Origin of the sequence: Pseudoalteromonas rubra, from assembly GCF_005887115.1 — a bacterium.
Taxonomy (GTDB): domain Bacteria; phylum Pseudomonadota; class Gammaproteobacteria; order Enterobacterales; family Alteromonadaceae; genus Pseudoalteromonas; species Pseudoalteromonas rubra_F.
Window position 1 is genome coordinate 178,614 of record NZ_PNCJ01000008.1, and the last position, 23,711, is coordinate 202,324.

Genomic DNA, 23,711 nt, shown 5'->3' on the forward strand with positions numbered 1-23,711 from the left:
CCTATTGGTTTAAAGCTTTTTCCACTTCCTGAGTGATTTCATCACTCAGGCGCAATGCCCTGAACAGGGTATAGATATTTTCACTGTGCGTATAATTAAAATTCACAGGTTGTTTTTGCTGTTTGTTCTCACCGGCAATTTTCACAGCCAGGTCCAGCTGTCCGTTCTGAGCCATATTCACATCACAGCTCAGGGTTTCAATACTTAACTCATCCAGCACACCAAACACAGTTTCCAGCTCTGGGCGCTGAGATTTTAACGCATTAAATGACGCATTATCTTCTACTTTCAGCATGCTATCTATCTCATTACTGAGAAAACCATCGCGGATCTCAGCCTGACCACCACGCATAAACACAGGTAATCTGCCAGAAATCCTGCCATGCAGCTCAACCCCTGATTCCCGGCCGGCTTCGGAGATCAACATCAAATCAAGACCACTGGCTGTTACTAAAATCTCCTGATCTTGTTTACTCAGCAAGATCTGCTCAGCTGCTAACTGACCATCAAAGACCCTGGCACTAAACTCTCGTAATACCGGCAGATTATTATCAGACGTTAGCTGGCCACGCACCTCTGTTAATACCGGTCCTGAGCGCACTTCTTTAATGCTTAAAGGGGAAGACTCTATGATTAATTCGCCAGCATGCCATTTGCCTTCTACAGGTAAATCCAGCTCAGAGACATAATGGTGCTCATACAACAATGCAGCATCATCCACATCAAATCTAAAATCAAATATCTGACGGGTCAACTCGCCGGAAACCTCAGCATTTACCAGACCCTGCTCAATCTTGAGCTTAGGTACAAACTGACTAGCCAGCGATTGCAATGCACCCAGACCATGCTCGGCCAGAGTCAGCGTAAATGGCATTAACCCGGCTTCCAGGCGATGTGTAAGCTGCAGCTCAAGATTATCCAAAGTGAGCCGGTGTTCTAATGCCCACTGCTCGGTTCCTGCAACACTCCCTTCGCTTTGCAGCACAACATCTCTGAGTACTAATTGCGGATGCGCGAGCAGCTCAATAGCAGAGCTACCTGTTAGCTTGCCTAGCGGCCCCGCAGGTTGCCAGTGACCTGTAAATTCCAGCTGCTGGCTGAGGCCTTTGCCACGGAACTCATCACGTTTAACTGAACCAATCTGAATGTCTGCTTTCATGGTCGTTTCCAGCTGACCATTGACACCTCCCTGACTACTCAACGCCAGATTACGTCCCTGAATTGAACCTATCTGATAGCGCTCAGCTTGCGTTTCCAGCTCCCACTGCATCTGTTGAAATGGTCTATGTTCTGCCGGTTTATTGTCTGCAGTCATGGCCAATACTGTACTAGTGGACAGGGTGGCTGACAGGTTATCTAATCGCATCTCTTTCAGAGATACTGAATTGGCCTGCGGCCGTATTGTGGTATTGAATGTCAGCAGCTCAGCAATATTTCCAGCCAATGAGAACTGACCTTGCAAAGCCAGATCCTGCCAATCAAGAGGCATTTCTGCCGGTGCCTGAGACACTTCAATTATAGTGGTGCCCGCACTATCGAGCTGCTTGCCAGCCAGTACAAAATCCGCTTGTGCATCGAGCAGATTAAGTACCTCACTTTTATGCGAGATTCTCAACTTACCGCGTACCCGGTTCTCAGCAGCCTGATAGTCAAGTTCGCTGAGCGTGGCATACGTGACTTCATTCGCCCCATTCATACGCAATATTGGTAAGTTGACCATGCTTGTATCAAATGTCACAGGCTCAGGCATGCGGATCTGCCACTGCCCGGACCAGAAGGTGTCCAACCAGGGCTTTGGCACCTGGGCAAACAGCAAATCACAACCGGATGCATTCACTTTAATCGGAAGCTGACTCAAGTCCAGCTTACCGCTAAGACTGGTAAGATCCCAGTGTCCTGAGATAACCCCGTTAACCTGGAGCACTGACTGACACTGAGCCGATGGATAGACCAATAAGCTGTCCAGCTGGATATTCATATTGACAGCCTGACCATCAAATGTTGATCCGATAGTTCCGGTGAGCTCAGAAACAGCAACCGGGAGTTTTATCTGCTGTAAAAACGTCTGTATAACCGGGCTGGACAATCTCAGCTCTGTACGCAATTGTGTATCACTGAGGACAACATCTGCCTCTACATCTCCGCTGACGGCAAAAGCGAAATCCCCTGTCTGCGTTACACTGAGATTGAGTGGTTCTGGCAGCAAAGGACTGGATACGGTAAGCGCTTCAACCTCAAAACTAGGCATACCTTCTGGCAAGTCGAGCTCTAAAGGTGCCGGAGAATGAGCAACCTCAGTCGCATTATCTGTCTGGGTATGCTGATGAGTCACCATCATACTGGCTACCTGAAAATGCTCACCATCAAAGGTGGCGTTACTGACTTCAACCGACACCGCTTCACTGCGCCAGCAAAGTCGCTCTACCGCCAGGCGATCCCAGCTGTCTACTGACCAGTCCAAGCACTCAAGTAAGCCCTGCTCTTCAGTCAGTATTTGCTTGCCAATGGTAAGTGTCAGTGGCACGCGAAAATAATAGACAGTGATCCCTATCGTAAACAGAGCAAATAGCAGAATAAGAAAAAAGCGCCGCATAGGTACCTGGCAGTTAGTGGAAACAGGCTTAAGTGTAAGGGATCTTGATGGCGATGTAATGTCTGCCAAAGTAAGAAGATGTTAAGCCTGCAAAAGTCCTTTACAAGTTAGTCATCACTTTGGCCATACCCACTATTATAATTTGCCCTTGCGCTTGAGCTCTTCCAGTCGCTCGCGCTCAGCGAGGATCATTTTTATCATGTTAACGCGAATATCGGCTTCCTGTTGCTTGTATTCGGACAATTGCTGTTCAAGCACTTCAATTTCATCCACTTTTGAGGCGTCACGATACTGCTTCAACCCTATATGCTCAATCGCCACTGATTCCTCAGGCGTTTCAGCTTCTGCGTGCTGTTGCACCTGCAAGTGGCGCTGCTGAACGGACTGCATTAACTTGTTGATCTGGGACTGTAATTTGCGCATCAAAGCCTGGATCAACTCCATGGCTTTTTCCAGCTCCTCATAATCCTCTTTGAATACCGGGTTGTCTTCTTTGTATTGTCCCGCCTCTTCATCCAGCTCTTTTGACAGCAACGGGGGGACTGTGTCGACTTCTTCGTCACTGTGTGCTTCTTGGTCTGGGGTAGCAGCAGAGACTTTGTCGCTGTTATCACGAACCTGTGAATGCGATACGGGTTTACCTACAGACGCGCTGCCTGGGTGGATTTGTATATCCATACTCACTCCTTGATTGCCATTATTGGCCTCCTGCATCGCTCTGGCGATTAAGAGAGCCACTAATTCAAACAACTTATCGGTATTTGCACAGAAAACTTAAGGAGAGAAAGTATAAGGGGCAAATAATACTAAACGATGAACAGGCTGATATTACAGGCAATAAAAAAGGCCACCGAAATGACCTTTTCTTTAAAGTTAGTTAAGGCAGTGCAAACTAATTCGTCCTGAAGCTGCGGCCCAGCTCTTCGTCCCTGAAAAGCGTTCGACTAACTGCGAAACTTCGTTTCGGTTATTAAGGCACTGCATATTGATTCGTCCTGAAGCGGCGATCCGGCTCGTCATCCAGACTGACGTAAAACACGCTGCGAAACTTCGTTTCGGTCGTGTTTTACCCAACATTCTTACGTGCGTTACGGAACATGCGCATCCACGGGCTATCTTCTTTCCACTCATCCGGGTGCCAAGAGTTAGCGACGGCACGGAATACACGCTCTGGGTGTGGCATCATGACTGTTGCACGGCCATCCATTGACGTAATACCGGTAATCCCTTCTGGTGAACCATTCGGGTTGTTCGGATATTGCGTGGTTGGGTTACCAAAGTTATCAACGTACTGAACTGCCACTGTGCCAGACTCAAGTGCTGCTTTTACTGCTGCGTCGTTTGCAAACTCAGCGTGACCTTCACCGTGAGATACCGCGATTGGCATACGAGAACCAGCCATACCCTGGAAGAATACTGACGGGCTTTCTTGTACTTCAACCAGGCTGAAACGTGCTTCAAAGCGCTCTGACTTGTTGGTTACAAAGCGTGGCCAGTGTTCAGTGCCCGGGATTAGCTCTTTCAGTGTCGATAGCATCTGACAGCCGTTACACACACCTAAGCTGAACGTGTCTTGACGCTCAAAGAAGGTTTGGAACTGATCGCGTGCCATGTCATTGAACAGGATTGACTTAGCCCAACCTTCACCCGCGCCCAGTACGTCACCGTAAGAGAAGCCACCACAGGCTACCAGGCCTTTGAACTGCTCTAGCGTCAGGCGACCTTCAAGGATGTCACTCATGTGCACGTCTACTGCAGCAAAGCCTGCACGGTTAAATGCTGCTGCCATTTCAACGTGTGAGTTAACGCCTTGCTCACGTAGAATAGCCATCTTAGGCTTAGCACCGGTTGCAATGTAAGGTGCTGCTACGTCTTCGTTAATGTCAAAGCTTAGTTTTACGTTCAAACCAGGATCTTTTTCGTCAAACTTGGCATCAAATTCTTGCTTAGCACACTCAGGGTTATCACGCAGTGCCTGCATCTTGTAAGTCGTTTCAGCCCAGATAGTACGTAGTTCAGTACGTGTATTGGCAAGTACTGCTTCGCCGCCACGGTTGAAGATAACTTTGTCTTCCGTGTTTAGTGCACCGATAGTGTGGCTGATTGCTGCAAGACCGTTATCAGCTAACACAGCTTCAACTGCTGCAAGGTCGTCGTTGCGAACCTGAATTACCGCACCCAGCTCTTCGTTGTAAAGCGCTTCGATGTCAGAGCCTGTCAGGCTATCCAGGTTTACTGTCACACCGGTGTGACCTGCGAAGGCCATTTCCGCGACCGTTGTGAATAAACCACCGTCTGAACGGTCATGGTAAGCAAGTAGCTTCTCGTCAGCTACAAGTGCTTGCATCGCATTGTAGAAACCTTTTAACAGCTCTGGGCTATCAACGTCTGGCGTCTTATCACCAAGTTGCTTGTAAACCTGTGCAAGGCTTGATGCACCCATACGGTTTTGACCAGCACCTAAATCAACTAGGATTAGGCTTGAGTCACCTTTATCTGTACGAAGCTGAGGTGTAACTGTTTTACGAATGTCTTCTACACGGCCAAATGCAGTGATTACTAGAGAAAGAGGAGCTGTAACCGCTTTATCTTCACCGTCATCTTGCCATGTTGTCTTCATCGACATTGAATCTTTACCAACTGGGATCGTTAGGCCAAGTGCTGGACATAACTCTTCACCCACAGCTTTAACTGCTTCGTAAAGACCTGCGTCTTCACCTGGGTGACCCGCTGCTGCCATCCAGTTTGCAGATAGCTTGATGTTCTCAAGACCACCAATGTTTGCGCCAGCAATGTTAGTTAACGCTTCTGCTACTGCTAAACGTGCTGATGCACCATAGTTTAGCAGTGCTGCAGGTGTGCGCTCACCCATTGACATGGCTTCACCGTGGTAAGTATCAAACGCAGCTGCCGTTACAGCACAGTTTGCTACTGGTACCTGCCAAGGGCCAACCATTTGGTCACGTGCCACCAGGCCTGTTACCGTACGGTCACCAATGGTGATAAGGAATGTTTTTTCAGCGATAGTTGGTAGACGCAGTAAACGCTTAGCCGCTTCTTCTACGTCGATGCTATCTGTTTTAAGTGCTTCACCTTCAACTTGTTTTGACTCAACGTCACGGTGCATCTTAGGTGCTTTACCAAGTAGTACTTCAAGTGGAAGGTCTACCGGGTTGTTATCAAAATGGCTATCCGCAACGGTCAAGTGACGCTCTTCTGTTGCTTCACCGATAACGGCGTATTGTGCGCGCTCACGCTTACAGATTTCTTCAAAACGCGCAAAGTCTTCTGCCGCTACGGCAAGTACGTAACGTTCTTGTGATTCGTTACACCAGATTTCGTGTGGTGCCATGCCCGGCTCATCGTTCGGGATATTACGTAGTTGGAATTTACCACCACGGCCACCGTCATCTACAAGCTCAGGGAATGCGTTTGAAAGACCACCCGCGCCCACATCGTGGATAAACGCAATGGGGTTTTCGTCGCCTAGCTGCCAGCACTTGTCGATCACTTCCTGACAGCGACGCTCCATTTCCGGGTTTTCACGCTGTACCGAAGCAAAGTCTAAATCTTCGTTTGACTGACCCGATGCCATTGATGAGGCTGCACCACCTCCCAAGCCGATGTTCATCGCCGGGCCACCCAGTGCGATCAGCTTAGCGCCTACAGGGATTTCACCTTTTTGAACGTGCTCAGTACGGATGTTACCTAAACCACCTGCCAGCATGATTGGCTTGTGGTAACCACGTACCTCTTCACCATTGTGGCTGTTCACTTTTTCTTCGTAAGTACGGAAGTAACCCAGCAGGTTAGGACGGCCAAATTCGTTGTTAAACGCCGCGCCACCCAGTGGACCGTCGATCATGATGTCTAGAGCATCAACAATACGACCTGGCTTGCCGAAGTTAGTTTCCCACGGCTGCTCAAAACCCGGAATACGCAGGTTAGAGACAGTAAAACCAACAAGACCCGCTTTTGGCTTAGAACCACGACCGGTTGCGCCTTCGTCACGAATTTCACCACCAGAACCGGTTGATGCACCTGAGAATGGCGCAATCGCCGTTGGGTGGTTGTGCGTTTCTACCTTCATCAAGATTTCAATGTTCTCTTGATTGTAGCTGTACTCACCGTCTTTATTCGGGAAGAAACGACCCGCTTTAGACCCCTTCATGACCGCTGCGTTATCTTTATAGGCAGACAGAACATTTTCCGGGTGCGTCTCAAAGGTGTTTTTGATCATTTTGAACAGCGACTTAGGCTGCTCTACGCCATCGATTGTCCAATCAGCGTTGAAGATTTTGTGACGACAGTGTTCTGAGTTCGCCTGTGCGAACATGAATAATTCGATGTCGTTCGGGTTACGACCTAGTTTAGTGAAGTTTTCTACCAGGTAGTCAATTTCGTCATCCGCTAATGCAAAACCTTGCTCTACGTTTGCAGTAACAAGCGCTTCACGGCCACCGCCAAGGATGTCTACAGATGACATTGGGCGCGGCTCTTCCACGCGGAATAACTGACCCGCATCTTCCAGTTTGCTATGCACTGACTCAGTCATGCGGTCGTGTAATAGCTTAGCTACCTCAGCTGTCTGCTCAGCGCTCAGCGCGCCCTCAACATAGTAGGCAATACCACGCTCTACGCGGTGTACTTTATCCAGACCACAGTTATTGGCAATGTCTGTGGCTTTAGAAGCCCAGGGCGAAATCGTGCCAATGCGCGGCGTCACTAAGATCAGGGTTCCTTCAGGCGCATGTTCGGCAATGGTCGGGCCATACTTTAAAAGCTTGCTCAGCTTGTCCAGTTCAGACTCAGAAAGTTCCGCTGTCAGATCAGCAAAATGCATGAACTCGGCATACACGCCAGTAACTGGCAATTGCGCATCGTTGCAGCTTTTAAGGATTTTTTGAACTTTGAAATCAGAAAGTGCAGGTGCACCACGTAGGATCAACATAGGTATTTTCATCCGGGGTTAAGGATTGAACGATATTTTGGGCCGCCATTATAGTCGATTTGGCCTCCTTATTTAACTCAAATTTAGCAATTATCGAAAAAAAGCCCCTTCACAAAAGGGCCGTTAATTGCGAGCATGGACCCCTCTGTCACCGACGTTAAACCAAGGAGCCAAAAGTCAGTTATGCGCGTACTTTCCTCTGTGCTGATACTGTGCTGTGTGCTGTTATTGAGCAGCTGCGAAAAAATGCCTGCCACTCAGTTGCAGCGGATCAAAACGCAGGAAGTGATCCGCATTGGGACTTTGGTTGGGCCCGCGACCTTTTATCAGGGTATTGGCGGTGAACAGGGGTTTGAATATGAATTGGCAGCGCAGTTTGCTGATGAACTAGGCGTTGAGCTGCAGATGGTGCCTTTTTTCAGTTTGAAAAAGCTGTTTGAACGCCTGCAAAATGGCGATCTGGACATTGCTGCAGCCGGACTCAGCTATCATCCGCAGCGAGCAGCTCACTTTAGGTTTGGCCCTAGCTATCGGGAGATCAGCCAAAAATTAGTGTTTAAGCAAGGGAACGCCCGACCACGTAATTTTGCTCAGTTAAACGGCCCCGTTACCGTTTTAGCCGACAGCCACCATGTGCTCTCTTTACAAACAGCACAGCAGCAATACCCTGAACTTAGCTGGCAGGCGGTCGACGACCGTGATCAGGAAGAACTATTGCAAGGGATCATAGACGGTGATGTTCAGTATACCGTTGTTGACTCGCACTCTCTGGCACTGTTTCGGCGCTATCATCCCAATGTCAGTATCGCCTTTTCAGTCACTCAGGCCGATCCGGTTGCCTGGGTGCTGCGTCACGATAAAGACGATTCATTATTTGCGTTACTGCCGCCGTTTTTTGCCAAGATGCAACACTCTGCACAGCTGGCGGCACTTGAAGAAAAGTACTTTGGTCATGTCAAACGCTTTAACTATGTCAACACTCTGGCTTTCGTCGAAGCAAGTAAATCCACGCTGCCAAAATATCAGGACTGGTTTATCCAATATGCGGAGCAACACCAGCTCGACTGGCGCTTACTGGCCGCATTGAGCTACCAGGAATCCATGTGGAACCCCAGAGCTAAGTCTCCCACAGGCGTGCGTGGGATCATGATGCTGACCCAACGTACCGCCAAGCAGGTGGGCGTAACCCACAGACTGAAACCCGAACAAAATATTCGTGGTGGAGCTCGCTATTTGCGTAAGCTTATTAACCGCATTCCCAAGCAAATCAGTGCACCAGACAGAACCTGGTTCGCACTGGCTGCGTATAACGTTGGGTGGGGTCATGTGAATGATGCTCGTAAGCTGACCGAACGCCAGGGCGCAGACCCAATGAGCTGGGCCGAGGTGAAAAAACGACTACCACTGCTCACCAAAAAGCGCTACTATCGAAAGACTAAATATGGATATGCGCGCGGCGATGTGGCAGTAACTTATGTAGATAATATTCGCCGGTACTACGACGCCCTGATCTGGTTAGACGAAAATGGGGCCCTTCAAGCCAATACGGACTCAGAGAAACCCACTCACTGATCTGCAAGGCGTCCAGTTAGGTATCCGGTGTGAATTTCAGCGCCTGTCATCAGGCTGACACACTATTACGATATAGCTGTCGCGCGTAGTTGTTCTCTCACTCAAAATGGAGGTTACGATGCTAAGAAGACGTCGTACTCATCAATTTAAGCGTAACACGCGCAACACGAGCCCAAATCGTCGCCGTATTATGCTCCGCAACATTCACCGTAAAATTTTACTGCGCCGCCGTATCTATGCATTGATCCAGATAGCGGCAGACGAAAGAGCGGCTCAACCCTGAGCCGCTTTGTCGTTTAAGTCGGCCTGCCTGGCTTTTTTCTGTGCTTTTATCTCTTTACGACGACGGCGAAAAAACGCCGATAACTTATCACCACATTGCTCCGCTAATACCCCTGACGTAACCTCAACCTGATGATTGAGTTTGGGTTCCTGCAATAAGTTCATAATCGATCCCGCGGCACCTGTTTTTGCATCCGATGCGCCATACACCACCCGCTTAATACGACTATGCACCAGCAAGCCGGCACACATAGGGCAAGGCTCTAACGTGACATACAGGGTGCAATCCACCAGTCGATAATTTTCGACGCGCTGACCGGCATCTCTGATCGCCAACATCTCGGCATGCGCGGAAGGGTCATGACAACAGATCGAACGATTCCAGCCCACCCCAACCAGCTCACCGTCTTTTACCACCACGGCACCAACCGGGATCTCATTTTCCTGCTCGGCCTTGTCGGCATACTCCAGTGCCCGCTGCATCCAATAAAGATCTTGCTGTTGTTCGTCCACCTGTGTGCTCCTGGGTACAAAATGAGAGATATTCTAGCGTATTGTCGCGAACTGCGCACTGTGACAGTTATATTGCTAAAATTAGCAAATTGCCATGGCTCATTGACATCAAATTAAGCTATAATTCGCCGCTTTTTTTATTTGACGAGCTCAACACACACGGGTAAAACATGAAATTTCCGGGCCGCAGAAGACATAAACATTATTTTCCAGTCGAAGATAAAGACCCTATAATTAACCAGTTACATGTCGTTGATCGACTTAAACGCAACTACATTTGTGGTATTGACCAAATCGTAGTGGATATCGAAGCTAAGGTTGATCAGGCCTTCCTTGATGAGTTTGGGCTGCAACGCGGTATGTCTCAAGTGATAGACAATGATGTCACCAACGCGCTCTATGACCGCCTGAAACGTGATGACATGATTGACTATGAATTTGCTGGCGGCACCATAGGCAATACCATGCACAACTACTCCGTGCTGGCAGATAGCCGTTCGGTATTGTTGGGCGTAATGAGCGAAAACATTCAAATAGGCAGCTATGCCTACAAGTTTTTGTGTAACACCTCCAGCCGCGTCGATCTTGATTACCTGCAACCTGTGCCCGGTCCTATCGGTCGTTGCTTTACCCTGATTGACGACAGTGGCGAACGTACCTTCGCGATCAGCGCCGGTATGATGAACCACCTGAAACCAGAGTCTATCGACAAGTCGTTGATTGAAAACGCCTCAGCGTTGGTGATCAGCGCCTATCTGATGCGTACCTCAGGCGAAGAAACCATGACTCAGGCAACCATGCAGGCAGTGAAGTATGCCAACGATGCGGGTGTGCCTGTCGTACTCACGCTCGGCACTAAGTTCCTGATCGAACAAGACCCCACGTGGTGGGCAGAATTTGTTGAAAAACACGTTGATATTCTGGCCATGAACGAGGAAGAAGGCGAAGCCATCACTGGCTTTGACGATCCCTTACTGGCTGCTGATAAAGCACTCGATTGGGTAGATTTAGTGATCTGTACGGCCGGTCCAAAAGGTCTGTTTATGGCCGGTTACGTTGATGATGAGAAGAAACGCGAAACCGAATACCCGCTACTGCCTGGCGCCATTCCTGAATTCAATCAATATGAATTCTCAAGAGCAATGCGTCGCAGCGCTTGCGAAAAGCCAATCAAAGCATACAGCCACACCGCCCCTTACATGGGTGGTCCTGACACCATTAAAAACACCAATGGTGCCGGGGATTGTGCACTAGCAGCGGTATTGCATGACCTGTCTGCCAATGTGTATCACAAGATCAATGTACCCAATTCGGCCAAGCATGAGCAGCATGCCATCACCTACTCTTCACTGGCGCAGATCAGCAAATATGCTAACCGCGCCAGCTATGAAGTCTTAGTTCAGCACTCGCCGCGCCTGTCGCGAGGTTTGCCAGAGCGAGAAGACTCGCTGGAACAAACCTACTGGGACCAGTAAGTAATAAAAACGGGCGCCGCAGCGCCCGTTTTTATTTGCACATCACGCTAAAACAAAGCGGTGCCCAGCTTTTCTGCCAGTAACTCCAGCGCCGCAATACCAGCCACGGAATTACCCACTTTGTCTAACCCCGGCGACCACACCGCTACCGTAAAGCGCTCTGGCGCCACTGCGATTATGGTACCCGACACCCCGGATTTACCCGGCATACCTACCCGATAGGCAAAGTCTCCGGCAGCATCATACAACCCACTGGTAAACAACAGAGAATTAAGCTGCTGTGTCTGCCGTGCACTGAGTACCCGCTGGCCACTTTGCTGGCATACGCCGCCGGTTGAAAGATAAGAAAATGCCTGCGCCAGTTCACACACATTCAGCTCAATAGCGCAAAAGTTAAAATACGACCACAGCACTTCTTCAACCTGATTGTCAAAGTTACCAAATGACTTCATCAGATAGGCCATGGCGGCATTGCGGTAGCGATGGTCGTACTCAGACTGTGCCACCACCTTGTTAATGCTCACCTTAGGATTAGCGGTATGGCTGCGGTAGCTCTCCAGCATAGTGTGGATGGGCGCACTCAGGCGGCTGAACAGAGCATCGCAGGTGACGATTGCACCGGCATTGATAAAAGGATTACGGGGAATGCCGTTTTCAAACTCAAGCTGAGTCAATGAATTAAATGCCGTGCCAGACGGCTCTTTACCTACCCGCTGCCAAAGCTCATCGCCATAACGCTGTAAGGCGAGCGTCAGAGTCATCACCTTGGAGACTGACTGAATGGTAAAACGGCTATCGCAGTGACCCGCACGATAAGTCTGCCCGTCGGCAGTGTGCAAGGCGATGGCAAATTGTCCCAGAGATTGCTCAGCCAAAGCAGGAATATAATCAGCCACTTTTCCCTGATGGGACAGGGGCTGCACTTGCTGTGCAACCTGTTGCAAAATGGCCTGATAATCGGGCGTAGCAGTAGTCATAGAGAGCTAAATTCATATCAATAAGCACAATAGCGCGAGTGTAACAGATCTGCGCCCACAAAAAAGCCGCACTGATATCGCTCAGTGCGGCTTTTTAGATAACAATTCAGCCTGATTTACTTCGTAAACAAGTCTTTGATATTGGCCAAATCTGATTTTCCGGCAATCAACTCGTCCGGCGTTAATCCTGATAACTCATGGGGGAAGACCAGCCATTCGTCCGACTCATGGATAAAGTAATCCGGCGTCATTGGGACTTTTTTATTCGTCGGCTTGTAGTACGGGCAGGCAACACGAATGTCTTTTGGCAGGTTCAGGCGCATCAGCTCTTCGAGCTTTTCACGCAGCGCATAAATACTGCGGCCCGAATCAAACACATCGTCCACAATCAGCAAAGAGTCACCTGCATTGGCGTTTTCAACAATATAATGCAAACCGTGTACTTTGATCTCTTTCGACTGCTTGCCGATACCATAGTAAGACGACGTACGCACCGCAATGTGGTCTGTTTCTATGCCCTTGTAATCATAGTATTCCTGAACCGCAATCCCGATAGGCGCACCACCTCGCCAAATGCCGATAATAAAGTCAGGACGAAAGCCGTCTTCATAAACCTGAGCCGCCAGTCGAAATGAATCTTCAAGTAATTGTTGCGCCGTGATATAGCACTTGTCAGACATACAAACCCCGTGTCATTGAGCAAAGAACACCGCACAAACCTGAGTGAAACAGGTACCATTACAAGCACCCCATCAGACAGCACGGCTGAGAATAACGTATAACCGAGTATTTTAGCTGAGTCGAAAAAAAATTGCTTGCGCTAGCGCAGTTTTTTTACAAGATGATGAACCTGAATAAGACTTGTGTTACCGGCTCACCGTGGTTTATAACTCTGCGCAGGTATTCTGAAGGAAACAGCTATGAACCAACTTACTCAGTTCGGATTACTCGCCGACTACAACCAATGGATGAATAAAAAAGTCTTTCAGGCAGCGGCGCGTCTGAGCGAAGCGGCATTAACACAGGACCAGGGGGCTTTTTTTGGCTCGGTACTGGGCACCTTAAACCACCTTGTGGTGGCTGACACTATCTGGCTAAAGCGCTTTGCTTCAAACGCTGCCTGCGCCAGAGCTCTGCAACCCATATTGGAACAGCCAGACCCCACCAGCCTGGACCAGTGCCTTTTTAATGACCTGACTCGCCTGACTACACATCGTCAGTGGCTCGACAAACACATTTTATGTTTTATCAGTGAACTACAAGAATCCGATTTAAACGCCATCCTGACCTACCGAAATACCAAAGGCATTGTTTTCAGCAAGCCTCTGAATAGTGTGCTTATGCACTTTTTTAATCATCAGACTCATCACAGGGGGCAAGTTTCTACTCTCTTTTCTCAACTGGGTGAAGATATAGGTGATACAGATCTACTGCTGCTCATTGGCAATGTCGACATCCAGATATAGCAAATTGGTATAACGGAAGCCGCAAACACTTTACCCTGGTTTATTCGCTATTGCAGGTGTCCACTTGCCAGATCAGAGCTATCCAGCGTGAGCACCCTGGCTACAAGTTCCTTATCACACTGACGTAGAACTATTACATTCAGATACATGAATAAAACTAATGTAATTTAAAAATTAATATATTGTGTTTAAATTCCGCGCAATGTACCCTAATCAGGTTCTCTGTGACACTACAAAATCAATAAGGAAAATGAATGAAACATACCCTACTGGTAGTAGCAATCGCGACAACTTCCTTTGCCGCAAACGCTGCTAGAACAATTTCCGCAAGCGCCTATGGTCATACTCAGGAACAAGGGAAAGCCGCGGCAATCTCTTCGCTTGAGCAACGTGCAAATGGTAATCCACTTTCCAACGTACGTGCCAGCTGTCGTTCAGAAAGTTATCCATTACCATGGTATTGTACAGCAACGGCCCAGGTTGCAACGCTCTCTTACGGGAGTGACAGCTATGAAATGTGTGGACGCTCACACAGTAAACATGATGCGACGGCGAGATTCGAAGCTGCCATTGGTCGAAAATCCTGTGACAGTAACAAGTACTCGACCTATCGCTCAAATTTCGCAGTCAATGAAAGCAGCTTTGCCGGTAATGCATGTGATTACACGTCGCCTAAGGGGCGCTTATTTAACAGTATCTGGTTACTGGATAATGCAGATAAATCTGGTGATAACTCGATTTTAGGCTGGGCCTATCACGAGACTCAAAAAGACGTACACAACACCCATTCTATTTGCGATGAAGGTGTTTATGCCAGATTCAAATGGAAGAAAAAATTCTACAGCTGGGAATGGGTAAAACGGTCAGAAATGAGCATCAGCCGTCCGGGTTTGTATGATCAGGATGTGATTGGACGGGCTGCAACCTTAGTGCACGAAGCAAGACACATGGACAAAGCACATGGTAGCGCCGGTGGCGCCTGTAGTGGTTCAAGCTGTGATTCCAATTGGAGTTATAATGGCTCGAACACCTATGAAGCTTTGTGGTTGTGGTGGTTCGCAGTAAATGGCAAAGATGCAACTCCGGCCATGCGTGCCAGCGCGGAACAGCAGGCAAACTACACTATCAATCATCGTTTTGTTACGCCACCGCCATATCATGCAGATAAAGATGCTGAAATTATTAATAAATCAACAGCATCTGGGTTAACACGCCCAATGGAGCCTTCAAAAACAGTCACTTATACTGCTGCGGGAGGAGTTGAATCAACCGTTCGTTCACAAGCAAAATCTGGCTTTGTAAATAAATACGGTAAACAACCAACCAAAGTAGAATGCCGTCATAACCCACACAGTATGGGGCCACCTCCGTGGATCTGTGTCGCGACAGGCCCAAGATAACACTCGTTTTAACACTCAGCCCCTGCAAAGGGGCTTTTGAGAGGTATTGTATGAAGTACTCCCATTTTCTGCCTGTGGTCATAGCACTCGGCCTGCCTGTATCTGCATTTGCTGACAATAATGCTGAAGTGTCAGACCCGCTTAAGCCCGTAACCTGCGAAACAACAGAGACGGATGTTACCTGCTCAGTAGCACTATTCAGGCTAAATACCACAGCAATAAAGCACATACCTCTGATAGCTTCAGAGTCGCTAGAACTGTCCAGCTCAGTGCAGTTGAGTGCAATTGAACACCTGTCATCGGGCGATGTTAAGAAAGTTCCGGGATCCGCAGTCAGTTATAAAACGTTCGATATATCAGGGGAAGATCATGTTATGCGCCATGCACTGGCGTTTACAGAACTGAGCTTTGAACTGGTGCCACCTGGCAACACACAGTTCTATGCCAGGCAATATAACAATCAACCACTCAAACCAGGGGCTAACTTACAGCCACTAACGGCACTGGACATGAACATTGAAGCGTTGAATTGGCAGATAGGTACAGCAAAAAGCCAGCTCAGTGTCACAGCAGCGCAGGCACCGCTCAACAAAGCACAAGTTAGTCAGCCGGGTAATTACCAAAGTGTCACTCTTGAGCCCAACTCCAGCTGGCATCTTACTCCCGGGGTGTTTCACTTGATGGCATTGACAGCAGGTGACAACAGTAAAATCGTCATACAACAAGAACAGCAAAAAAACACCCCCACGACACTTTACATATATGGCGATCTGGCAACATTGCCCGCTATTGAAAATCATACTCGTGGCTCGTTAGCAGTGATATACCTGGGCACAAGCGAGGTCACACTCTCACACCGTCTCGACGGCGTATGGTTTTCGCCTGCTGCGGGACTAACCCTGGCAGCTTTACCAGACAACACACCACAAATTGGACAGTTCAGAGCGAAAAGTATCCGCGTAGAAGCAGGGGTACGTATTCAGCATTACCCTTTTGATTTGTTCAGTCTTATCCCAACAGAACTTATCACTGAAGCAGAAGATTTGAATCCACAGCCTGATCTCAGTGCAATAAATTACAGTAATGCTCAGCTGGAGCAAATGATTGAAGCCCATCTCAATAACTTGTTTGGTATGGGAGAGGATGCCAATCAACAGTATGCGGAATCTTTGGAAGCCCTGCGTGCAAACGCGCACACAGTTGTACCTGAGTTGATCAAAATTTACGACGATACTGAGCTCACTGCTGCGGGCCAGATGCGACGCTGGTCTGCGGTTCATATATTGAGTGAACTAAACAGCCCGTTGGCAAACAACAAGCTATACGAGATTGCCATCTCCAAACCGGACTATACGTACGCGCCAAAAATCTCTTCTGATCATACGCATGGCCCTTCCTATGAATCTCGTGAGTTGAGTATTCGCGCTGCAGCGATGGATGGGATTGCAAACCTGGCAACACTGGGCTATTCGCAAAGTGATGAAACATTGGCAAACTACTTACTCGACCCACAGGATAAGGAGCCGATGACGCTAAGATATGCCATCAAAGGCTATTTGCAGGGCAATGACACCGAGATGCGACGTGAGCAATTGCTAAGGCATTTGGGTCCGGAATATCACGCATTTATACAAGGTGAATAACCGCCCTCACCTGCTAGTCAGGACTGCCTGAGGCAGTCCTGAACTTATTAATCACACCCTTTTTGAATACTGGATGTCCAGACTTTCAATACAAAATCGTTGTAGTCACGGTCGTTTTGGTCTTCCCAGTATTGCTTATCACCGTATACACGATAGTTGGAGGTCAACTGATTTGGGTTGCCATTGATTGACAACACATAGTCATAACTGGCGCCATCTAGCACATCATAGCTACCTGCACCACCGTACTCATCCAGCAACTTGACATAACTGCCATTGACCCTGATCCCCCAGTCGTTGTTATAACCCGCACTTTCACTGACAAACTGATAGTGGATACGCGTGTAGTCATCTGGTATACAGGCTGGGTCATTGTCTTCAATAGTCCCGCTCAATGTGGCTGTCCCACTGGTATTTGCCACACCCTCAACCCGTAAAGTCAGTGTTTCAGCGGCTTCGTGCGTTGCATCATCCAGGGTCGGAATTGCTATAGTCGCGTCCGTTTGTCCGGCACTAAGGGTGATACTGGAAATCGGCGCCGTATAGTCATCCGCAGACGTCGTACCATCCAGAACACTGACATCGAGTGTCACATCCTGATAATAAGAGTTGCTTAGAGTGACCTGGTATTGCAGCAGCCCACCTTCAGGCACAGTATCTGTGAGTGGCGCCAGCGTAAAGGTCGGTTCAGGATCTGTCTCACAGCTTGGTGTTGTATAACAGGCAACAGGCTGATCCGTATTCACCGCTAAATCATTAAGCCTGACCGGCACGGTAGCAAGCAAGCACGTATTACCTGATTGTGGATTCAGCTTATAGAGCTTAGAACGGTTAACGTGACCATAGTCGTTGATCAACGTGCGGCTGACAACTATGTCACCAGCCTGGTTCAACGCAGCTCCGGTTGCCGCAGTCAGGCTGTGATTTGCCAGCTTGGTTGCCTGGAAGGTCGTTTTGTCTATCTGATAAACACTGCGACTGGTGATCAGGTACCAGTTGCCATTTTGGATCACCAGGTCGCCGCGAAACTTACCTTTGAGCGAGCCCAGAGCGCCCAGCTCCGTCGCCTCACCCGTATTTTTGTTAATCTCATAGAGTTTTTTAAAATCGGTACCGAGCAGCGCATCACGCTCAGGGTCGTAGACCATACTTAATACCTGAGAGCTCCTGCCAACCACAGTGTGGGTGTCAGTTGCAAAGTCATAGTAGGCCAGGCGCAGATATTTAAAGCGTTTACCTTCAATCGGTAAGTGTGTTAATTGCTCAGCACTGAGGTTCAGATGACTCACGTCAACCTGATATTCAAAGGGCCTGGGGGCTGAGAGATAATACATTCGCTTGCTGGTTTCATCGTAGGCCAGTGCAGATGCACTAAATTCTGCCAGTGTCTGAGCAAACGCACTGTTATTTTGCTCATTCAGACCAAATAAGATCCCTACATCGCCACGCCCTGCATTAATGCCATATAGCTGACCAGTACAGGTATTTGCATAGCTCAAGGAAGATACGGAAGACGCCACCAGGGCAATCAAAGAAAGTGATGTTTTTAGCATGGTAATAAACTCGTTCGGTTCATCCAAATTCAGGCTAATACAACACAAAGTAATGACACATCCACGTCCATTGTACGATGCGATTTCCTATTCCATTAGGATGAGTGCTTCCATTATTATCTTTGCAATCTGCCGATATGATGCGCTTCAAAACACAAAAAATCAACAATAAAGTACGAAAAATGGATTAATTTACACTTAAAAATATGCGAAATTAAAATTTTTTAAATAATCTCAATGTAATACAAGCTGCTTGATTTTTCGCCGCCACGTCCCTATCTCGTATCCTATCTGACTTAAAGGAACAAAGACTATGGACACCGAAGGTTTCACCCTAATTGACCTGCTCATGCGAGTGGCGCTGCTCTTCACACTGGTTGTAACCTGCCTCTGGTGCCTGGTCAGGATAGTCAGGTGGGCCAAAGGCATGCCCAAAGGAGCCTATCTGGTGATGGCGATTTTTCCATTACTCTCTTTGTTTCCCATCCCACCACCTGTGTTCAAAAATGTCGCCAAAGCAAAGCAGGAACAACGTAAACGCCAGGCCGACCCCGGCGATCCACCTGAGTCATGAACCGTATTCAGCGGCAACCTTGCAGCTCTACCCCACGATCAAACGCACAGCCCATCGCCACAATCGAAGAAGGTACACAAAAAACCACAATGGTTACAGGCGATAACATTTAGCATAAACACCTTTACCAGGAGATTGATTAAAGTGAACTGAGATAAACAACGCAAAGGACAACCATATGCTTATTAAAATAATCACACTCACCGGGATCTCATTACTGCTGACAGGGTGTATTCAGGACAGCAAGGCCAGCAACACGCCATCGACCGATACTAACACGGCCGGAAAACAGGTAAGCGCAAAAGCAGCAGCACCCGCGCCATGGCAACCTCAGCCTAATATCACAATGCGCGAAGCCTCTGCTGAGGTGCTCTTTTGGGGCAAATATATTGATCCCTGGCAACCTGCTTCAAAACATATTCAGGTATTCAATAACGCGTCTGAATTTGAAGACACGTTTTATCAATACAGTATTGAACAAGTTTTTGATGTCGATTTCAAAACCCACAGTGTAGTACTTTTAGATATGGGGGCGCGGAACGACAATCATTGCAACAGCGACTACCGGTTCGACACCCTGACTGCAGAAATACTCACGGCCAGCTATACCTCCAGTGAGGGTAACCCACTGTCCACAGCAACCACTCGGCTTAACATTGAGACCCAGCAGTGCCTGTCTGACGGGCAAACCTGTACGGAGGAGTATCGCCCCCATCGCCCCTATTACTTTTTTGTGGTTGAGCGTCAGGGCGAACTCAGCGTTAGCGAATCCGTTTCTTTTGCCAATTGTCAGCCAACGGAGCAGCAATAAACTGGCTGGTACAGATGTACGAGTGACGGTGAAACAGACTATGGCAAACTGTTTCACCTGCTGTGACAGTCTCCATTTTTACTACAGCGCTAACCCTTGCATCCATAGCCGACTCAGCTCTTTCAGAGGAAGCGCTGCACTCTCTGACGGTATTTTGTTATGCTCAAAAAAGAGCTGTTGAGCCAGCTGTCGGCCACTATGCTGAGCAGCCGTCGCTTTGGTAATACGTCGCTGGTAAAATGTACTGAGCAAAAATGACGGTTCATCATATTTTGATATCAATTCTGATAGGTGCCAGGCATCTTCCAGTGCCTGACAGGCTCCCTGCCCCGAAGTCGGCAGTGATGCATGAGCCGCATCTCCGATGAGAACAACATTGTCTTTGTGCCAATATGGCAGTGTATCCAGATCATGCACAAAAATACCCTGTATCGCGTCAGTATCAGCCGTTTTGAGCACTGACCGAACGGGCTCAGCCCAAGAACTAAAACGCTGATTTAACTCATGATAAAAGGATTTTCCAGGTCGGTTTTTCTCAATTACTGAACGCCAGGCACCAGCCCAGAAACAGAAGTTATTTTTTACCGGTACAATGCCAAAACGTTCGCCCGGACGACGAAAATCACAAATGCTATTGTTCAGCGTCCCTGGCTCAGCCTTACTTATGCCAATGACATTTACCACGCCCTGATACACTGGCTGAACATGTTGAGGATACAAGTACTGACGTACCGCCGAATTCATCCTGCCATCCGCTCCAACAACCAGGTCATATTCTTTCCTAAGCCCGTCAATTTCCTCGTGAGAAACGCTCGTATTAAACCGGATCACGCCCCCCAGGGCTGTTAACGCGTCAGCCAATAAGCGGATCAAATCACGACGCAGTATAGTTACCGTTGAATAACCACTTAATTTGTTTAACTGCTTAATACTCAGCGCGCTGATCTCAGTGCCCTGATGGTCATACTGACATAGTGCATCAGGCAAGCCACCAGCCTGAACGATTTGCTGCGTCAGACCCATTTGATCCAATACAAATAATGCATTTGGCCACAAGGTAACGCCAGCCCCCATCGCAGCAGGTGCCTGCGCACGCTCGTATAAAACAACCTGATGCCCTTGTTTTCTGACCAGCAGTGCTAATGCCATGCCAGCGATACCTGCGCCGACAATCGCAATTCGACGTTTTTCTTGCATGCTTTTCTCCATTCATTGATGTCTTCATGAAGTGTTACAAAGCAACCAAATGGGATAAATATGCTAGTATGACTTTGTTAATCCCATTTAATGAGAGAATCATGATAGAGCGAAGCGATCTTCAGTGGCTGCTAAGCTTTCTGGCTGTGTATGAACAACTGAGTTTTAAACGCGCAGCACAACAACGCCAGTTACCCACTTCTAATGTGAGTCGGCATGTCGCTTTGCTGGAGCAACACCTGAATGTCCGATTACTGGAGCGCACAACCCGTAAAATGCGTCCCACTGCTGCTGGTACCGAGCTTTATCAGACACTCAAGCCACTGACGCTGGCGATGAATGATGCACTGGTTGAAGTGTCACAGCAAAGTAGTCAGCTGTCGGGCCACCTTAAAATTGTCATCCCGGATCTGCCCATTCTGGCAGAGCTTGTTACGCACTTTTGCCAGCTGCATCCAGATATACAACTCAGCTGTGACACGCAACTCAATCCAACTGAAGGGGTGCTCGAAGGCTTTGATATGATAGTGCGCTTTGACCGCGGCACACTGGAAGACTCAGGCTGGGTGGCTAAAACACTGCTCCATTTTCCAAGTTGCGTTGTCGCCTCCCCGGAATTAATTACTTCCCGGGGTATGCCTGACTCTCTTGATATGCTCAGCAAGATGCCCTGCATCTCCAGTTTCACTGTACTTCAGGGGGCACCCTGGCGCTTTAAGGGCAATAAGACCCTACACCTGCCATCACGTTACAAGGTAAACAGTGGCCATATGGCTAAAGCTGCTGCTCTTAAAGGACTGGGGTTTGCCATCTTGCCTGAGCATGCCTGCAAGGCGGAAATCGCAGCGGGTACACTGGTCAAAATTCCGTTAGACCATGAGCCTGAAGACCTTATTCTCTATGCATTTTATTCGGGCAGAAAGTACCCGCAGAAAAAAGTAACCGCACTGCTATCACACATAAAGCAGGGCCTGACTATGTAGTACTCGTCTGAAATAAAAGCGTTGCGTGCCTGTCGTCGTTATCAGACAGGCCCGCAACACTCTATGAATGGCTATTTGCGTCTGGTTATTTCAGCCAGTTCACCATATTTTCCATCAGTGTTTTGGTGGCAACACTCCCTTCCTCACCGCCAACATCACATAAACCTAACCCGCAGCCATCAAAGTGATGCCCCGCATTTTCCAGCAGGTGTAGCTCGCTACCGCTGCGACACTGGATTTGCGCATACTGCTGATTAAACTTAAGCGTGTTAACCTGAGCGGGTCCATCGCTAATATCGCCTGAAAGTGCGTTACAAAGCCTCAGCGATTGGCTGGGAGAAACGATGATATCCGCCATCCCATGACTGATAAACATATCAGGGGCGATGCCAGGATATTGCTCTATGTATTCCAACAGGCTGTTATTCACGATCAGTGGCTCATTACCACTGAGCTCTTGCCAATCCGATTTGCCGGACAAAATTGCAAGCATATTTTTGATATAGCTGTGTGGATAGCTGCCATCTTGCAATTCCTTCAGCTGATGAGCAAAATCTGCAACCGGGAACATAGGCGCGATTTTGTTGATTAAGAATGGAAACTGCTGCGACAGCCATACCGCCATATGCCCGCCGGCAGACTGCCCCAATAAACGAATAGATTTGAAGCTGTGTGTGTACTTGTAGTTGTTAAACAATACCCACAAATAAGCATCTCTTATGTCGTTTTTACTATCCTCAATCGACACATTATTACACGCAGGTCCCGCCTCCTGGTCCTGAGCAAGACGATAAAAAGGCATATACACAACGAAGCCAGCCTCGGTCAGCTGGGCTATTTGCGCCTCCATCAAGCGTGCCGTTTTTAGCCTTGCTAACCACCCGCCGCCATGGATGAGCATGACGGGAGTTGCGCTATGTTGATCCATGTTTTTATACACACGCATTTCAAGGTGACACGTACCTTGCTCATTGTGCACTCTTTTGTAGGTGCTGCGTTGCAACAGTGGGATCTCACTAAAAGACTGAGGACGAGTGGTAACAGGTAATGTGGCACTGTAGCCAGGCATCCATGCATCGCTGGTAGAGTGCAAATCAGCGGTGCTGCCATATTTTTCCGCTTTGTGGTCAAATTCTCGCACACAAAAATCGATGTCTGTTTCAGTTTTATAGTCGATATCAATTCGACACTGACTGTCACTGTAATAGCGTCCTTGATCCTTCACTTCATCCTGGACTACAAGACAGCGCCCGTCTTGGTAGTGAAAAAGCTCCGGTAATAAATCCGGGCTGGGTTTTGTGGCAATTGCGGCATAACAATAGCTCGCGCTCTCCAGTATATCGACCAATTCCGGAGATTGATTTGAAAGCACCTCTCTCAATTCTCGATCATGATGCTGAAAATAGCCCATAACGGCATTTAGAGGCGCATCCCCATCGTTGTAATCACCTGAAAGATATTGTTGCAACAATGCCTGGGGGTCAGGTAATGCAGCCGCGCTCACTGATGATGTGGCTACCAGAGCAGCCAGTCCTAATATATGCGGTAGATGTTTCATAATGGTTCCTTGTTTGATCACCGCCAGCTATGACGCCCTGCGCAATAAAATATTTACTCACTTTTATTTGAGTGCAATCGCATCACTTGCCCGATCATTTCATCTTAACCATCCTTACGGTTAACCGGCCACACCTCAAACTCAGCTCCTCCACAATATCCAC

18 protein-coding genes are annotated in these 23,711 nt (G+C 48.3%); 9 read left to right on the forward strand and 9 right to left on the reverse strand.

Going from position 1 to position 23,711, the window contains the following annotated elements:
- Window position 1 precedes the first annotated feature (1 nt).
- From CWB98_RS05840 to purL, 3 genes are all read right to left on the reverse strand, one after another.
- Window positions 2–2,593 (reverse strand): intermembrane phospholipid transport protein YdbH family protein, encoded by a 2,592-nt coding sequence (locus CWB98_RS05840; protein WP_138543983.1) that lies wholly within the window; start codon window positions 2,591–2,593, stop codon window positions 2–4.
- A gap of 135 nt (window positions 2,594–2,728) precedes the next feature.
- Window positions 2,729–3,271 (reverse strand): hypothetical protein, encoded by a 543-nt coding sequence (locus tag CWB98_RS05845; RefSeq protein WP_249364616.1) that lies wholly within the window; start codon window positions 3,269–3,271, stop codon window positions 2,729–2,731.
- A gap of 388 nt (window positions 3,272–3,659) precedes the next feature.
- Window positions 3,660–7,544 (reverse strand): phosphoribosylformylglycinamidine synthase, encoded by a 3,885-nt coding sequence (gene purL / locus CWB98_RS05850; protein WP_138543984.1) that lies wholly within the window; start codon window positions 7,542–7,544, stop codon window positions 3,660–3,662.
- Between the two features lie 183 nt (window positions 7,545–7,727).
- Here purL and mltF point away from each other — a divergent pair, with 183 nt between their 5' ends.
- Complete coding sequence (gene mltF / locus CWB98_RS05855) at window positions 7,728–9,116, forward strand: membrane-bound lytic murein transglycosylase MltF (RefSeq protein WP_138543985.1); 1,389 nt, start codon at window positions 7,728–7,730, stop codon at window positions 9,114–9,116.
- 118 nt (window positions 9,117–9,234) lie between these two features.
- Window positions 9,235–9,399 carry a hypothetical protein gene (locus CWB98_RS23900; protein ID WP_164881437.1) on the forward strand — a complete coding sequence of 55 codons (165 nt, stop codon included), beginning with the start codon at window positions 9,235–9,237 and terminating at the stop codon, window positions 9,397–9,399.
- On the opposite strand, the gene tadA is transcribed toward CWB98_RS23900, so the two are convergent.
- Window positions 9,390–9,911 carry a tRNA adenosine(34) deaminase TadA gene (gene tadA, locus CWB98_RS05860; protein WP_138543986.1) on the reverse strand — a complete coding sequence of 174 codons (522 nt, stop codon included), beginning with the start codon at window positions 9,909–9,911 and terminating at the stop codon, window positions 9,390–9,392. The two genes, CWB98_RS23900 and tadA, sit on opposite strands and share 10 nt — an antisense overlap.
- Window positions 9,912–10,081: 170 nt before the next feature.
- On the opposite strand from tadA, the gene CWB98_RS05865 reads away from it, so the two are divergent.
- On the forward strand, window positions 10,082–11,386 hold the full coding sequence (locus tag CWB98_RS05865) for an inosine/guanosine kinase (RefSeq protein WP_138543987.1): 1,305 nt from the start codon (window positions 10,082–10,084) through the stop codon (window positions 11,384–11,386).
- Between the two features lie 47 nt (window positions 11,387–11,433).
- On the opposite strand, the gene glsB is transcribed toward CWB98_RS05865, so the two are convergent.
- Entirely contained in the window at window positions 11,434–12,363 is a 930-nt protein-coding gene (glsB, locus tag CWB98_RS05870) for a glutaminase B (RefSeq protein ID WP_138543988.1), read from the reverse strand.
- A gap of 116 nt (window positions 12,364–12,479) precedes the next feature.
- Window positions 12,480–13,043, reverse strand: coding sequence for a phosphoribosyltransferase (locus CWB98_RS05875; RefSeq protein ID WP_138543989.1), 564 nt, complete (start codon window positions 13,041–13,043; stop codon window positions 12,480–12,482).
- Window positions 13,044–13,283: 240 nt separating this feature from the next.
- Here CWB98_RS05875 and CWB98_RS05880 point away from each other — a divergent pair, with 240 nt between their 5' ends.
- From CWB98_RS05880 to CWB98_RS05890, 3 genes are all read left to right on the forward strand, one after another.
- Window positions 13,284–13,829 carry a DinB family protein gene (locus CWB98_RS05880; protein WP_138543990.1) on the forward strand — a complete coding sequence of 182 codons (546 nt, stop codon included), beginning with the start codon at window positions 13,284–13,286 and terminating at the stop codon, window positions 13,827–13,829.
- A 254-nt stretch (window positions 13,830–14,083) separates the two neighbouring features.
- A complete protein-coding gene (locus CWB98_RS05885) occupies window positions 14,084–15,229 on the forward strand; it encodes a hypothetical protein (protein WP_138543991.1) in 1,146 nt (381 codons plus the stop codon).
- A 50-nt stretch (window positions 15,230–15,279) separates the two neighbouring features.
- The gene (locus tag CWB98_RS05890; RefSeq protein WP_138543992.1) at window positions 15,280–16,872 is read left to right on the forward strand and encodes a hypothetical protein; all 1,593 of its coding nucleotides are present in this window, start codon (window positions 15,280–15,282) and stop codon (window positions 16,870–16,872) included.
- Between the two features lie 47 nt (window positions 16,873–16,919).
- On the opposite strand, the gene CWB98_RS05895 is transcribed toward CWB98_RS05890, so the two are convergent.
- Window positions 16,920–18,425, reverse strand: coding sequence for a hemolysin (locus CWB98_RS05895; protein ID WP_138543993.1), 1,506 nt, complete (start codon window positions 18,423–18,425; stop codon window positions 16,920–16,922).
- Window positions 18,426–18,738: 313 nt separating this feature from the next.
- Here CWB98_RS05895 and CWB98_RS05900 point away from each other — a divergent pair, with 313 nt between their 5' ends.
- Together CWB98_RS05900 and CWB98_RS05905 are read left to right on the forward strand one after the other, a co-directional pair.
- Entirely contained in the window at window positions 18,739–18,999 is a 261-nt protein-coding gene (locus tag CWB98_RS05900; protein WP_171045587.1) for a hypothetical protein, read from the forward strand.
- 178 nt (window positions 19,000–19,177) lie between these two features.
- Complete coding sequence (locus CWB98_RS05905; RefSeq protein WP_138543994.1) at window positions 19,178–19,810, forward strand: hypothetical protein; 633 nt, start codon at window positions 19,178–19,180, stop codon at window positions 19,808–19,810.
- An 81-nt stretch (window positions 19,811–19,891) separates the two neighbouring features.
- Here CWB98_RS05905 and CWB98_RS05910 read toward each other — a convergent pair whose 3' ends face one another.
- Window positions 19,892–21,007 carry an FAD-dependent monooxygenase gene (locus tag CWB98_RS05910; protein ID WP_138543995.1) on the reverse strand — a complete coding sequence of 372 codons (1,116 nt, stop codon included), beginning with the start codon at window positions 21,005–21,007 and terminating at the stop codon, window positions 19,892–19,894.
- Between the two features lie 101 nt (window positions 21,008–21,108).
- Here CWB98_RS05910 and CWB98_RS05915 point away from each other — a divergent pair, with 101 nt between their 5' ends.
- Window positions 21,109–21,990, forward strand: coding sequence for a LysR family transcriptional regulator (locus tag CWB98_RS05915; protein WP_138543996.1), 882 nt, complete (start codon window positions 21,109–21,111; stop codon window positions 21,988–21,990).
- 85 nt (window positions 21,991–22,075) lie between these two features.
- Here CWB98_RS05915 and CWB98_RS05920 read toward each other — a convergent pair whose 3' ends face one another.
- Window positions 22,076–23,548: an alpha/beta hydrolase gene (locus CWB98_RS05920; RefSeq protein WP_138543997.1), complete on the reverse strand. Its 1,473-nt coding sequence runs from the start codon at window positions 23,546–23,548 to the stop codon at window positions 22,076–22,078.
- Window positions 23,549–23,711: the final 163 nt, after the last annotated feature.

Coding starts and splice junctions, on each gene's coding strand:
- CWB98_RS05840 (WP_138543983.1), bottom strand. CDS start 2,593: ATGCGGCGCTTTTTTCTTATTCTGCTATTTGCTCTGTTTACGATAGGG.
- CWB98_RS05845 (WP_249364616.1), bottom strand. CDS start 3,271: ATGGATATACAAATCCACCCAGGCAGCGCGTCTGTAGGTAAACCCGTA.
- purL (WP_138543984.1), bottom strand. CDS start 7,544: ATGTTGATCCTACGTGGTGCACCTGCACTTTCTGATTTCAAAGTTCAA.
- mltF (WP_138543985.1), top strand. CDS start 7,728: ATGCGCGTACTTTCCTCTGTGCTGATACTGTGCTGTGTGCTGTTATTG.
- CWB98_RS23900 (WP_164881437.1), top strand. CDS start 9,235: ATGCTAAGAAGACGTCGTACTCATCAATTTAAGCGTAACACGCGCAAC.
- CWB98_RS05865 (WP_138543987.1), top strand. CDS start 10,082: ATGAAATTTCCGGGCCGCAGAAGACATAAACATTATTTTCCAGTCGAA.
- glsB (WP_138543988.1), bottom strand. CDS start 12,363: ATGACTACTGCTACGCCCGATTATCAGGCCATTTTGCAACAGGTTGCA.
- CWB98_RS05875 (WP_138543989.1), bottom strand. CDS start 13,043: ATGTCTGACAAGTGCTATATCACGGCGCAACAATTACTTGAAGATTCA.
- CWB98_RS05880 (WP_138543990.1), top strand. CDS start 13,284: ATGAACCAACTTACTCAGTTCGGATTACTCGCCGACTACAACCAATGG.
- CWB98_RS05885 (WP_138543991.1), top strand. CDS start 14,084: ATGAAACATACCCTACTGGTAGTAGCAATCGCGACAACTTCCTTTGCC.
- CWB98_RS05890 (WP_138543992.1), top strand. CDS start 15,280: ATGAAGTACTCCCATTTTCTGCCTGTGGTCATAGCACTCGGCCTGCCT.
- CWB98_RS05895 (WP_138543993.1), bottom strand. CDS start 18,425: ATGCTAAAAACATCACTTTCTTTGATTGCCCTGGTGGCGTCTTCCGTA.
- CWB98_RS05900 (WP_171045587.1), top strand. CDS start 18,739: ATGGACACCGAAGGTTTCACCCTAATTGACCTGCTCATGCGAGTGGCG.
- CWB98_RS05905 (WP_138543994.1), top strand. CDS start 19,178: ATGCTTATTAAAATAATCACACTCACCGGGATCTCATTACTGCTGACA.
- CWB98_RS05910 (WP_138543995.1), bottom strand. CDS start 21,007: ATGCAAGAAAAACGTCGAATTGCGATTGTCGGCGCAGGTATCGCTGGC.
- CWB98_RS05915 (WP_138543996.1), top strand. CDS start 21,109: ATGATAGAGCGAAGCGATCTTCAGTGGCTGCTAAGCTTTCTGGCTGTG.
- CWB98_RS05920 (WP_138543997.1), bottom strand. CDS start 23,548: ATGAAACATCTACCGCATATATTAGGACTGGCTGCTCTGGTAGCCACA.